The organism is Pseudomonas sp. 10S5, from assembly GCF_035019745.1.
Taxonomy (GTDB): domain Bacteria; phylum Pseudomonadota; class Gammaproteobacteria; order Pseudomonadales; family Pseudomonadaceae; genus Aquipseudomonas.
Map to the genome: position 1 here is coordinate 160419 of NZ_JASJVL010000004.1, position 11881 is coordinate 172299.

Annotated in this window: 12 protein-coding genes; 7 read left to right on the plus strand and 5 right to left on the minus strand. The window is 55.8% G+C overall.

The window, feature by feature from the left end; translation table 11 throughout:
- Positions 1 to 13 precede the first annotated feature (13 nt).
- Complete coding sequence (locus tag QN378_RS05570; protein ID WP_323546309.1) at positions 14 to 241, plus strand: twin-arginine translocase TatA/TatE family subunit; 228 nt, start codon at positions 14 to 16, stop codon at positions 239 to 241.
- A gap of 24 nt (positions 242 to 265) precedes the next feature.
- Here the strand turns inward: QN378_RS05570 and QN378_RS05575 are convergent, their stop codons facing one another.
- The gene (locus QN378_RS05575) at positions 266 to 1132 is read right to left on the minus strand and encodes an XRE family transcriptional regulator (RefSeq protein WP_323546306.1); all 867 of its coding nucleotides are present in this window, start codon (positions 1130 to 1132) and stop codon (positions 266 to 268) included.
- Between the two features lie 592 nt (positions 1133 to 1724).
- Between QN378_RS05575 and QN378_RS05580 the strand changes: the two genes are divergently transcribed.
- Positions 1725 to 1976 (plus strand): acyl carrier protein, encoded by a 252-nt coding sequence (locus tag QN378_RS05580; protein ID WP_323546304.1) that lies wholly within the window; start codon positions 1725 to 1727, stop codon positions 1974 to 1976.
- 311 nt (positions 1977 to 2287) lie between these two features.
- Here QN378_RS05580 and QN378_RS05585 read toward each other — a convergent pair whose 3' ends face one another.
- Positions 2288 to 3058, minus strand: a complete 771-nt coding sequence (locus QN378_RS05585; RefSeq protein ID WP_323546301.1) for a DeoR/GlpR family DNA-binding transcription regulator — start codon at positions 3056 to 3058, stop codon at positions 2288 to 2290.
- Between the two features lie 150 nt (positions 3059 to 3208).
- On the opposite strand from QN378_RS05585, the gene QN378_RS05590 reads away from it, so the two are divergent.
- Both QN378_RS05590 and QN378_RS05595 read left to right on the plus strand, forming a co-directional pair.
- A complete protein-coding gene (locus QN378_RS05590; protein ID WP_323546298.1) occupies positions 3209 to 4243 on the plus strand; it encodes a glycoside hydrolase family 3 N-terminal domain-containing protein in 1035 nt (344 codons plus the stop codon).
- A 2-nt stretch (positions 4244 to 4245) separates the two neighbouring features.
- The gene (locus QN378_RS05595) at positions 4246 to 5268 is read left to right on the plus strand and encodes a glycoside hydrolase family 3 N-terminal domain-containing protein (protein WP_323546296.1); all 1023 of its coding nucleotides are present in this window, start codon (positions 4246 to 4248) and stop codon (positions 5266 to 5268) included.
- Here QN378_RS05595 and QN378_RS05600 read toward each other — a convergent pair.
- From QN378_RS05600 to QN378_RS05610, 3 genes are all read right to left on the minus strand, one after another.
- Positions 5258 to 5482: a hypothetical protein gene (locus QN378_RS05600; RefSeq protein ID WP_323546467.1), complete on the minus strand. Its 225-nt coding sequence runs from the start codon at positions 5480 to 5482 to the stop codon at positions 5258 to 5260. The genes QN378_RS05595 and QN378_RS05600 overlap by 11 nt on opposite strands.
- 87 nt (positions 5483 to 5569) lie before the next feature.
- Entirely contained in the window at positions 5570 to 7168 is a 1599-nt protein-coding gene (locus QN378_RS05605) for a choline dehydrogenase (protein ID WP_323546293.1), read from the minus strand.
- Between the two features lie 72 nt (positions 7169 to 7240).
- Complete coding sequence (locus tag QN378_RS05610) at positions 7241 to 8734, minus strand: APC family permease (RefSeq protein ID WP_323546290.1); 1494 nt, start codon at positions 8732 to 8734, stop codon at positions 7241 to 7243.
- A 221-nt stretch (positions 8735 to 8955) separates the two neighbouring features.
- Here QN378_RS05610 and QN378_RS05615 point away from each other — a divergent pair, with 221 nt between their 5' ends.
- The 3 genes from QN378_RS05615 (at position 8956) to QN378_RS05625 (ending at position 11767) form a co-directional block, all read left to right on the plus strand.
- Positions 8956 to 9987, plus strand: a complete 1032-nt coding sequence (locus QN378_RS05615) for an SIS domain-containing protein (RefSeq protein ID WP_323546287.1) — start codon at positions 8956 to 8958, stop codon at positions 9985 to 9987.
- On the plus strand, positions 9984 to 10898 hold the full coding sequence (locus QN378_RS05620) for an ROK family protein (RefSeq protein WP_323546285.1): 915 nt from the start codon (positions 9984 to 9986) through the stop codon (positions 10896 to 10898). The genes QN378_RS05615 and QN378_RS05620 overlap by 4 nt, the downstream gene beginning before the upstream one ends.
- A gap of 83 nt (positions 10899 to 10981) precedes the next feature.
- Positions 10982 to 11767, plus strand: coding sequence for a DeoR/GlpR family DNA-binding transcription regulator (locus tag QN378_RS05625; RefSeq protein WP_323546283.1), 786 nt, complete (start codon positions 10982 to 10984; stop codon positions 11765 to 11767).
- Positions 11768 to 11881 lie beyond the last annotated feature (114 nt).

An 11881-nucleotide genomic window follows, 5' to 3' on the forward strand; every position in this document is an offset into this window, starting at 1 on the left:
GAGGCATCACGCGATGGGCATTCTGGATTGGAAACACTGGATCGTCATTCTGGTGGTGGTTGTCCTCATCTTCGGCACTAAAAAACTGAAGAACCTGGGTACGGATGTCGGGGAATCGATAAAGGGCTTTCGCAAAGCCATGAATGACGATGAGAAGCTCAGCGAACCCTCGCCAGCCCAGCAGGGCAACACGGCAGTTGATGCACCGTCGATCATCGACGGCCAGCATCACCAACGCTGAATGTCGAGGTGGTCCTGGACAGACTCAGTCCTGACCGCCCCAGACAATAGTGGCGTTATCGCCGGTCATGTATTCGCGCACTTCTAGTGGTAATGACTGATCGCTGGGCAGCACGGCAGTTGCATTGCGCAAGTGATGTTTACGGATCTTGCCTTTGTCCACGAGCCCCAATGCCATGCGAGTGGAGAAGGGTTGGCGAAATGAGGAGGAGGCAACTCCGGTGACCAATCCATACAGAAACCGGATTGGCCGGCGATGTTGCGGGGTAAGAATCGAAAACGTCATTTCGTTACGTTGCTTGCCTTCAAAGTCGACCATGAACAAACGGTCTCCGAGGAGCAGGCAAAAACCGTGGTAGGTAAATGAGTAGCCAATTTTTCCGCTGCCATCGAGCAACGGAAAACGTTCTACTGTGACGTACTGGACCATCGAATCTGCGCGATACAGGCAAGTGACCGAGCGCAGGATTCGGCCTTTGTAGATAGACGAGTTGTGGTAGCGGTAATAAACGCCTAGATAATCTTCGAGCAGGTCCGCCGACTGCTTGGCCAAGGGCAGGAAATGATTGAATTGCGCCGAAGCGCGCAAGTCTGTTGGTAACTCGTTTTCATACCCTTCATAGAATTTTTTGAATTCGGTAGGCGGTCGAAAAAGATCTTCAGCTTCCATCATGAAATACCGGCCGATCTTCTGCAAAATCTTCTGCGAAGGGACGTGCTGGCCCACCAGGTACTTGTTGAACTGCTGGCGATTGACGTCGACTTTGCGGCACATGTCTGCAACCGATCGGCAGGACTCAACGAGCGTGCACAGGTTTTTTTGCACGTTCGCTTGCATGTCACTGCGCGCCAGTTGGCGCTCGGGATGCGAACTGGCAGTCGTTAAAGACATGGTGGGCGGATCTCCTCGACGGGGTATGTGTTATCTCGATGTCGGCAGTATTTAATAGCGCAAAGTTATATAGGTTATAAAACAGTTATCTAAATAACCCTTTGCTTAACTGGACGCAGACTCAAGTAATTGAATATCCAGCGTTTTAATTAAGCATGTTCCATGCCCATTCATGAAGTTTAAGGGCTGCCTGTATAAATGAGTCGATGCGTCAGATTGTAAGCGCTTTTGCGGATGTGCCTCACCGACTGCCTGGAGCCGTCGTCACCTATCGTCGTCCAATCCTGCGGGATGGAACGCCCCCGAAGTTACTTCGAGCCCCAGCAAGTAACACATCGTTCCGCTTCCGGTAACACGCAGTGCCGTGTGCAAAGAAGTTTCTCCTGAGTCCGCAACTTCGATTTCGCAGAATGGATCGAGAGGAAGCTTATGTGTAGGTTGATGCATATAGGGCGGAAAACCGACCGAGTGACCGGTCGTCGAGCGGACCTGATTTCCCAGCAAAACCTGTCATTTCTGACAGTTGGGACTCTGGTCATCAGGGGGAGCATTCGGAGTGAGTGTACTTCCTGAACGAGACAAGAGGTGAGCCATGGATAGGACTAGTATTGCTTCCAAATTCAAAGAGATTGTCGCCAATTACATGGAACTTGGAATGGAAACCATCTCAGATTCTTCGATATCCTTCCTGGAGTTAGGGGTTGACTCGCTGGACTCTGTGGAAATCCTGATGGAAACGGAGAAGCAATTCGATATTGTGACGACCAGCGATGAAATTGAAAGTATCAAGACGGTGGAAGAGGCAATCGATTTAATTGTCAAAAAAATTGACGAGAAAGGCTGAAGCGCTGTCGAGTCACGTGGGCCGGACCCCGTTGATGCCGTCATCATCGTCAGGCCCTATCACCTGCACTTTGAACCGTGCCAAGGATTGCTGGTCTTCACCAGTTTGCCGCCGGGCAATACCGAAGGGTATCTGGAGGCGCTCGCGGTTCTCTATGCCAATTTTGCCGAGGCACTCGATGCCGGTGCGGGCTGGCGCACGGCTACCGGATATTCACGAAGGCGTGCGTGGGGTCGTTTTTTCCCAAGCGTGCGTCGAGTTGAATCAGCGGCGTGCCTGGGTGCCGTTTCCAGAACGGTAAATCCATGGATTCAAGAGGCGATCACAACGTTTGAAACCTTGGCTGAAATCGGGCCAAGCCGTTCAGCAGGTGCATCTCTTTCCACCACCAATATGCCCAACTCTTCGCAGGATGCGACTTGGTAATGCGCGATGCTCGAAAGTTTTTCGTTGGTCGCAGCGACCACAATCTGCCCGCTGCGAGAAACCACGGTACGCTTGAATTCCGCATCGTCCATGTCGAACGCCGTCACGCCTTTGATGGCATCAATCGCGCAGGCGCCTAAAAAGCACAGGTCAAAATTGAAATTCGACAATTGCTGAATGGCCGTCAGGCCGACAGTGCTGCCCGTCGCCTTGTGCAGACGGCCGCCCAGCAAGATCACATCGGCCAGTGGCAGTTTTTCCAGTACAAGTGCGATGGCTGGTGAGTTTGTTGTGATCGAAATCGCAAGGTTGTGATCGATTGCGCTCGATATAGATGCGTTGGTGGTGCCGCCATCGATAAAGATATGTTGTCCGGATTTGATCAATGCTGCCGCCGCCAGTCCGAGGGAGTTTTTCCGGTCGGCCTGCAGGTTCTGTCGGTCCTGGTCGCCGCGCACAGGCGCTACGGAAATAGCGCCGCCGTAGACGCGCTTGCAGATGCCTGCTTCCGCCAATGCGGCGAGATCACGCCGGATCGAGTGCTCGGAAACGTTGAACTCCTGTGCGAGATCCCCGGCCAGCACCCGGCCGTGTGTCGCAAGCCGTTGCGCGATCAGACTTTGCCGTTCTCCAGGGAAAGCTTCATGAATGAGCATTGACTAATTTAATTCTCTGAATAAAATGAGCGATATCGAGCATTATTCGGTTACATTGTGCTCGAAGTTGATTGGTATCATGCGTGGCACCTCGCCATGCGTCAATAAAGTTGAGTGTTTTGCTCAAATAACGGTGTTGAGGAAAAAGCAATGTCAAGCGAACTGCATAGAGCGGCGTATTCAGTACTGCTTCCCGCGTTTGGGGATTTGAACCTGGACGAGACTGTCCGTCGTTATTTGAGCCGTGGTGGCGTGTCCCTTTTGCTCGGTGAAACCCGGGAGGAGTACATCGGCCGAGACATGAGCCCGGCGCGAAAGAGCGCCGAGTCGCAGGCCGACTTTGTGAATATCGCGCGCCAAGCAGCGTCACTGGCCGGCATGCCGGTATTGATCGCCGTGGATCAGGAACTCGGCGGTATCGAACGCCTGCACCAATTGGTCCCGGCCGCCGCATCGCGGGAGGCGCTCAAGGACCTCGATTCACAGGAGATTGAACAGCGATGCTTTGAGATGGCCACAGTGGCTCGGCGCTTGGGCGTTAATCTGTTCCTGGCACCAATTGTCGATGTTGTCACCGGCGCCAATCCGTGGCTGCACAATCGGCACTTGGGCGCCGATCCGGTCGAAGTCAGCCGGGTTTCCTGTGCGTTTATTCGTGGGGTGCAACGGGCTGGAGTGATTGCGACCGCCAAGCACTTTCCAGGTCATTACGTCACGGAAGTGGACCCGGCGATCGCTGAAGCGACTGTTCCCGGTCCCCTGGAGTTGCTCCACGACAATCTTGAAGTGTTCAGGGAAGTGATCGCTACCGGCGTGAAAGCGGTGATGCCAGGTCCGGCGGTTTTTCCCGCGATCGACCCGGATCAATCGGCTTCTACCTCGTCCAAGGTTATCGGAATTTTGCGCGACGGCCTTGGGTTCGACGGGCTGATCATTTCAGATGACCTTGATGCGGTGTCCATCCTCAGGGGCAATTCCATCACTGACACTGCGGTTGCTTCACTGGCGGCCGGCGCCCATCTGTTACTTGTGTCCAGTGAATCAGGCCTGGATGCCATCGCCCAAGCCATTGTCGCGGCCGTCCAGGGCGGCACTCTGGACCCTCAGATTTTGTTGAATGCCGCGTTCAAGGTCCGTGAACTGGCTACTGCAACTCATCTACAGAACGCCTCAAGCCAGGACTGATCATGAGCACATTTGAACGCAAGGCATATAGCGTATTGTTTCCGGTGTTGCTTGATCTGGACTTGAATGATGATGTGCGCAGATTTATCGAAGGCGGCGGGCGCAGCCTGCTGTTCGGCGAGACCGCGCAGGAGTACGTCAGCGGAAAAATGAGTGCCGGGCGCCTGGCAGTGGAAACCCTGGAAAAGTGGCAACAATTCACCCGCGCCGTCAAAGAAATTGCCGGGCCGCTTATACTGGCGGCTGATGCGGACATTTCCGCTGTTCACCGTTTACAAGGCGTAACGCCGGCGCTTCCTGAACCAGAGCGCGCCAGGGCGATGGGCCTTGCGGAGCTGGAAGAGGCCTGTTTTAAGGTTGCGGCAGCCGTGCGCAACGCGGGGGTGAATCTGCTCTTGTCGCCGACTGCGGATGTAGTTGGTGGCACCAACGTTTGGCTGCAAGGGCGCACGCTGTCTGATGATGTTGAGCGTGCCGCCGCGATGGTGGCGGCCTATGTCCGTGGCGTTCGACGGGCCGGAGTGGCGAGCACGCTGAAGCATTTTCCCGGGCACCCGGTTTTGTTGCGCCAGCCGGCAATTGAGGAGGCCGTCGTCACCGAATCAATGGATCAGCTACGTGCTTTCTGGCCTGCGTTTCAAGCCGGGATCGATGCCGGAGCGGACGCGGTGATGATGGGCCCGGCGATATTCGCGGCCTGTGAGCCACCTGTTGCGGCGTCGGTTTCGCCTGAGCTGATCGGTCTGCTGCGACATGAGCTGGGGTTCAAGGGGTTGGTCATGACGATTGACCTGGATCACCGCTCCACCATCGGCCACTTATCTCTTGGCGAGGTGGCGGTGGCGGCACTGAAAGCTGGGGCGGATCTGCTGCTTATTTCCGCAAAGGCGATGCCTGAAATTCCACAGATTGTCAGCGCCATTGCCTCTGCTGTTGCTGAGGGCACCTTGCCGCAGGAACGACTTGAGGCAGCTGCAATGGCTGTTACTAAGTTGGCCAATCGCCTGGAAAATTTTAGCTCGTAACCCCGCCGTAAATTTTGTGTTCAACGCAAACGGTCGGTGTGGACTTAACCGCGGTGACGACCACGGAAGTACTAAGGGTGAACTCATTAAAACGCTGCGGGTCTGCACTGAACGCTTCACGCATGCTGAAATTCTGCATGGTTTTACGGTGTTCGGTCAGCGCGTGCCAAGCGGGTAGGGTGGTCACGTCGAGAGGAGTGCGGTAGTACGTCATCGCTGCGGATTTCCTTTTGCGATTGGTGCCAAGTACTCAAGTGCGTCCGCTGCGCTGTTCCTGCCGCGGCCGGGGCATGACAACCCTTTAGCGGGCGGCCATTGACGCGGCAATTTTCTCCGCCACCATGATGATCGGCGCGTTGATATTGGCTGTTGGAACGCGTGGAAGGATTGAGCCATCGACCACCCGCAAGCGACTCATGCCATGGACGCAACCCTGGCTATCGGTGACGGCCATGTCGTCCACGCCCATGCGACAAGTGCTGGTGGGATGGTGCTCGGTGTTGGCTACCTGGCGCAACCACGCGGCCAGTTCGTTGTCCGTCGCGTGGGGGCCGGGTGTGTCCACTGACTCGCCGCGATAACGTGACCAGGCCGGTTGCTCGACCATTTGCAGGGTTTTGCGAATACCTTGAACCATCTGCGTGACGTCCCGCTGATCGGTCAGATAGTTGAAGCGGATCACTGGCTTATGACGTGGATCGGCCGAGCGCAGCGTAATACTGCCCCGACTGTGCGGGCGCATCTGGCTGACGAAGTATTGGAAGCCGTCGGCGATGTGCACCTTGCCGGACTGAAAGTCCGCCAGGAAGGGCAGGAACTCATGCTGCATGTTGAAGTAGTCGACCGTGTCGCTGCTCTTGAAGAACGAACCCACTTCAAAGAACGGCGTAGCCCCAAGCCCGGTCTTGAACAGCAACCATTGCACCCCGAGCTTCAGCCGTCCCAGAGCATTCAGCTCGTTGCAGATGGATACACCTGCCGGTGAACGAAAGCGCAACGGCGCAACCACATGATCTTGCAGGTCGGCACCGACGCCGGGCAGGTGCAGGCGGGAAATCACACCGTGAGCGGCAAGTTCATCGCGGTGGCCGATACCCGAAAGCATCAGCAAGTGAGGTGAGCCAATGGTGCCGGCGCTGAGCACGACTTCACGGGCGGCATGGATAACGCACTGTTCTCCCTTGTGCTGCACCGTGACGCCGCTGGCGACACTGCCGTTGAGGTTCACGCGTTTGACCAGACAGTTGGTCAGGACAGTCAGGTTCGGCCGGCGGATCGCAGGTTTCAAATAGGCCAGGCTTGTGCTGCAACGTACGCCATTGCGGATAGTGGCCTGCGTAACGTGCACGCCTTCCTGGTTTCCGCTGTTGTAGTCGCCGGCGTCGTCCAGGCCGAATTGCTGGCCGGCGTTCAGAAACGACTGATACAGCGGGTGGTCAGCCTTGCTGCGTACCACCGTGATCGGCCCATCTGCACCGCGCGCGGGGTCGACGCCATTTTCGAAACTTTCCATTTTGCGGAAGAACGGTAGGCAATCGGCAAAGTCCCAGCCGTCGACGCCCAGCGTACGCCAATGGTCATAGTCCTTTTCGCTGCCTCGTACGTAGACCATGCCGTTGATTGATGAACTGCCGCCCAGGCAGCGGCCGCGTGCCTGACCGATCACCCGGCCATGCAGTTCGGGCTCGGGTTCGCTCTCGAACTTCCAGTTGAAGACATCGCTTTCAATGGGAAACGTCAAGGCTGCGGGCATATTGATAAAAATGCTTTTGTCGCTGGGGCCGGCCTCGATCAGGCAGACCGTGACGGCGGAGTTTTCGGTCAAGCGGTTGGCCAGGACACAGCCTGCCGATCCTGCACCGACGATGACGTAATCGAATTCATTAACCTTATTGACCATCTTGAGTATTCCGGTAAAGACATGTTTGGCTAAACCAGCCCCGTGAGCCTGGGGCTGGATGGTGTCGAGGCGTCAGGTTTTGCGCGCTTGAGCAACAGGGGTGCGCGCAGGCGACGTTTGTTTCGGTGACGCATCACCGAGATTGTCGTTCTCCACCACATACGTCGACAGCGTCTTCCAGGTGTTGCTGTCGCTGCGTTTGAGCTGCACCAGGCGCCACAAACCGAGGACCATCAGCACAACGAAAGCGATCGGCGCATAACCTACCGGGGGCTCCGGCAGCGGCACGAGCGAATAGTAAAGAACGCAGAACAGCGCGATGGTCGAGATGATTGGGAAGACGATATGCACGACGACATTCAGGTCCTTGCGCATGACGGTAGTAAAGAATCGCGCGACACCGATGTTGCCCATGAAGTAGACGAACACGTAAATGATCGTTGCCAGCGTCGCCAGCATAAAGAAGGCCTGGTCAGGTTGCATGAATGTTCCGCCTACCAGCCCGACAATTAGCGCCAGAATGGTTTGCGTCAGGATCGCCGTATGGGGAGTGCGGTGCACGGGATGCACCTTTTTCAGCCAGCCTGGAATCGATTCGGCGCGGGCCATGGCATACCAGTTGCGCGAGGAGTCCACGGTGCAGGCGATGCACACCGCGATCCCGGAGTTGAGTAGCGCCAGCAGAATCAGGATCCAGCCACTGCCCCACAGACGGTGCGCGACGGCAAACGTCGGGTTGTCTTTGGAGTCGGCCAGCGTATCAAGATGCGCAATGCCCCAGCCGGTCTGAATACCCCAGGCGCAGAACACATAATAGACACCCAAAAGAATCAGCGACCCGATGATGGCTTGCGGGATGACCTTGCGCGGATTGCGCGCTTCTTCGGCCACAGCGGCTGCGCCTTCCCAACCTGTAAAAGCGAAAATAGACAACACAACAGCCAGGAAAAATCCGTGAGAACTGGTGCTGCTGGCCGGATTGAAACCCTCCAGCGACACGCCGCCTTCACCCGGAGAAATCAACCCGCCCACCGCCAGCGCAGCGACGATCAGCATCTCCACCACCGACAGCACGGTCAGCATCTTTCCGGAAGTCTTAATGCCTTTGTAGGCGATGAAACCCACAATTATCAGGATGGCGCCCGCGATGTACTGCCACGGAATGTCTATTCCATAGTTCTTGCTGATTTCAGTTTGCAAAACGTAGCCGGTAAAGGCGGCCAGGCCACCCGGAATCAACGCCACAATCCAGGAATAGAGCCAGCCGACCATGAAGCCGGCACTCGGGCCGACCGTGGCACTGACGTATGTATAGAAACCGCCAGCGGAGGGAAAGTGCTTGCCCAGTTGTGCCAGGGATACGGCGACGATCAACCCGATGATGAAGGCCGCGATATACGCAGAAGGCGCACCTAGACCTGCTTGCTGGGTATTGAACCCAATGGTGGTAAGCACGCCGACAGCGGGGGCGATCTGGGCAATGCTTTGCATCAGTACGGTGGTCAGACCGACGGAGTTGCTTTGCAAACCGGTGCCTGGCGCCGAGTGGGGGTGATCGTCGTTCATCGAAATCTCCTCATCTTATTGTGGGAGGAGCGGTTGTGCGCACCGAACCTCCGAGAACCTGAGTATTAATGCGCGAAAGTGTGCAGTCAATACCCTATTTCGCGTATTTGTTTGCGATTGTCGCTTGATTTGCTAGGGTTTGGAGCGCTATATGTGCGTTGACTGCTCGATATCGTGCATATAGCATTGAAAAACACGCACATTAATCTCGGAGCTTTCTGATGCCTTTTACTGCCAGTCCTTATGAACTAGACATTGACGACCAAATCGCCGCGCTGGACGATCAGTTGGCTTATAAGCTGCCATCAGCCCTTGCCGAACTGGACCTGAAAGCCTATGACCGAATCATTCTCACAGGCATGGGTTCTTCCGATTACACCGCGCTGCCGATCGAACGCGACCTTGCTGCCCGTGGCTATCCGGTCTGGCGCATTGATGCGGGTCGCTTGCTGGACGTCCCTCAGTTGATCACTTCTCGCACGCTGCTGTGGGCGACTTCGCAGTCGGGAATGAGCGGGGAAATTGTCACGTTGCTTTCGCAGTTGACCGGGACGAAACGGCCGAAAACTATCATTGGCGTCACCAACGCGGAAAACAGCACGCTGGCGCAGGCTTGCGATATTTTAGTGGCGCTGAAATCCGGAAGCGAGGCGACGGTCAGTTCGAAAAGTTACATCAACACTTTGGTCGCGCAATACCGTATTTCCCTCGCGTTGCGTGGTGAAAGTGAAGCGCCGTTGCTCGCGACGCTGAGCGGTTTTCGAGAAAAAATGGCGACCCTTGTCAATGACCGCCAGTGCGTTCAACAGCTGACCGACGAAGCCTTCAATAACGCTCAACCGCGCCTGGCATTGGTGGGTATTGGCGCTGACGGTGCCACGGCAATGACGGGGGCGTTGATTCTCAAGGAAGCGTGTAAAGTCATGGCCGAGGGCTACCTGGGCGGGGAATTTCGCCATGGGCCATTGGAAACTTCGGGCCCTGGAATGATCGCATTGTTGATTGGCGAGGGTACTGACAGCACCCTTGAAAATCTCGCCCAAGATTTGATCGCCAACGGTACGACAGTGGTGACCATAGGACCAAAAGCTTACGCTCAGAGCCAACTGTTACCCACCGACGAGCAGGAGGAGGTTGTTCGCCTGATCGCCGGGATTCTTTATGTCCAACACTTTACTGTGACTATTGCGAGAGCTCGGGGTCTGGTGCCCGGCGAATTTCTCTACGGCAATAAAATCACGGTGAAACTATGAGTGGGGCAGGTGATGGAGGCGTTCGGGCCGGTGTCGACATCGGCGGCACCGGCATTCGCGTGGTCGTCCTTGAGGATCGTCGTGAAATCGCTGCTGTCACGCTAACCACGTCGTCCTTCGAACGCTTCGAGCGTCAGCATCGATCATTCGAACTGGCTCGCAGTATCCGTGCACTTGTCCCGAATGACAAAACGCTGTTGTCGTTGGGGATTGGTGCCAGTGGGCCGGTAAATACCGTTGCAGGGGTCATTGAAAACCCCTGCACGCTGCCGACCTTTTCCGAATTGCCACTGGTGGCAGAGTTGTCGGCGCATCTCCAGGTGCCGGTGCGTATTGATAATGATGCGGTGACTGCCGCCTTGGGGGAATTTCATCTGGGGGTCGGTAAGGCCAGCGGCAGAATGCTCGCCGTCACGCTCGGAACAGGTGTTGGCGTGGCGTTGCTGATCGGTGGCCAACCATTGCGAACAGCAAACGGTGCGCACCCGGAAGGCGGACATATTCCTGTGGGTCACACGGAAACGTCTTGCTACTGTGGTTTGTCTGGTTGCTGGGAAACCCTGGCTTCACGCACTTGGTTGCAAGCAGAACTGGCGCGGCTGTTGCCCGAGATCACCTATGAGGAACATGACCTGCATTTCTATCGAAACCTCTGCCAGAGAGATTCCCGGGTTGCCCAGTTGTTTGAACGTTACGGGCATCAAGTCGGTCGCGGACTAGGGTCGTTGATGTCGCTCTACGGGCCCGATCTGACCGTGCTAAGCGGCAGTGCGGCGAAGCTTTTTCCTATATACGAAGACGCGGTTCAGATTTCGTTGATACGTTCGAAAGGCTTCGAGTTGAGCACACGCATCGTGGTTTCAGCGTTGGGTGATGGAGCTGGCGCTATTGGTGCGGCTCTTCTGTCCTAACGGTCAGGTACTTTGCGTTCAAGGGTTGAAATCGCTACTCTTTGCACGCAATCGTGCAATCCCTTTTAGCAGATGAGCAAAAAATGACAGCGTCCGAACGGCGGCTTCAGATCGTGGAACTCATGAAAGAACGTGGCTACATTAACGCCGCAGAGTTATCCGAAATGTTCTCGGTCAACAGTTCCACTATCCGCCGGGACCTGTCATTCCTGGAGAACAACGGCAAACTGATTCGTACTCACGGCGGCGTGCTCCCTTCGCAGGATGCTCATCAAGGCGATACGCCCTACAACGTACGGCGAAGCATGCATGAGCAAGGCAAAGCTGCTATTGCCCTGGCCGCACTGGACTACATTGAAGATGGTCAATCGATCATTCTCGACAACGGCTCAACGGTTTTTCAGTTGGCGCTGGCCTTGAAGGCCCGCAAGAACATCACGGTCATTACTAATGACCTGATGATCGCGATGCAACTCTCCCAGCACCCGAGCATTACTTTGCACGTCGCCGGCGGCATGATGCTCAACAATGTCTTCACATTGGTGGGGTCCGACACTGTTCAGAGATTCGAGAACATCCACACCGATTGGGCGTTCTTGGGGGCTGAAGGAGTGCACCCGGAAAGTGGTATCACCAATATCAACACGGTCGAAATCCCGATCAAGCAAGCAATGATCGCCTCAGCGAATCAGACCATCGTCCTGGCCGACAGCTCGAAGCTCGGTTACAAGGCCTTTTCACATGTTTGCAGTCTCGACGCGATCACGAAAGTCATCACGGATGACCAGCAAATCATCAAACATCGGCAGGCTTATGCCGACAAACTTGAGGTTGTGCCCGTTCGCCGGACCGCAGGTGCAAAGACCTAGTCGCCAATAAACCTGACGCAGCAACTGCGTCAGGTTGCGCCGCATTTGCCCTAGGTGCGAAATAACTGCCGAGACCCTATCGCTCTACACTGACAGTCAACGGTGGGAGCCTGA

Excerpts from the sequence above, each read along its gene's own strand:
- QN378_RS05570 (WP_323546309.1), top strand. The coding sequence starts at position 14 with ATGGGCATTCTGGATTGGAAACACTGGATCGTCATTCTGGTGGTGGTT.
- QN378_RS05575 (WP_323546306.1), bottom strand. The coding sequence starts at position 1,132 with ATGTCTTTAACGACTGCCAGTTCGCATCCCGAGCGCCAACTGGCGCGC.
- QN378_RS05580 (WP_323546304.1), top strand. The coding sequence starts at position 1,725 with ATGGATAGGACTAGTATTGCTTCCAAATTCAAAGAGATTGTCGCCAAT.
- QN378_RS05585 (WP_323546301.1), bottom strand. The coding sequence starts at position 3,058 with ATGCTCATTCATGAAGCTTTCCCTGGAGAACGGCAAAGTCTGATCGCG.
- QN378_RS05590 (WP_323546298.1), top strand. The coding sequence starts at position 3,209 with ATGTCAAGCGAACTGCATAGAGCGGCGTATTCAGTACTGCTTCCCGCG.
- QN378_RS05595 (WP_323546296.1), top strand. The coding sequence starts at position 4,246 with ATGAGCACATTTGAACGCAAGGCATATAGCGTATTGTTTCCGGTGTTG.
- QN378_RS05600 (WP_323546467.1), bottom strand. The coding sequence starts at position 5,482 with ATGACGTACTACCGCACTCCTCTCGACGTGACCACCCTACCCGCTTGG.
- QN378_RS05605 (WP_323546293.1), bottom strand. The coding sequence starts at position 7,168 with ATGGTCAATAAGGTTAATGAATTCGATTACGTCATCGTCGGTGCAGGA.
- QN378_RS05610 (WP_323546290.1), bottom strand. The coding sequence starts at position 8,734 with ATGAACGACGATCACCCCCACTCGGCGCCAGGCACCGGTTTGCAAAGC.
- QN378_RS05615 (WP_323546287.1), top strand. The coding sequence starts at position 8,956 with ATGCCTTTTACTGCCAGTCCTTATGAACTAGACATTGACGACCAAATC.
- QN378_RS05620 (WP_323546285.1), top strand. The coding sequence starts at position 9,984 with ATGAGTGGGGCAGGTGATGGAGGCGTTCGGGCCGGTGTCGACATCGGC.
- QN378_RS05625 (WP_323546283.1), top strand. The coding sequence starts at position 10,982 with ATGACAGCGTCCGAACGGCGGCTTCAGATCGTGGAACTCATGAAAGAA.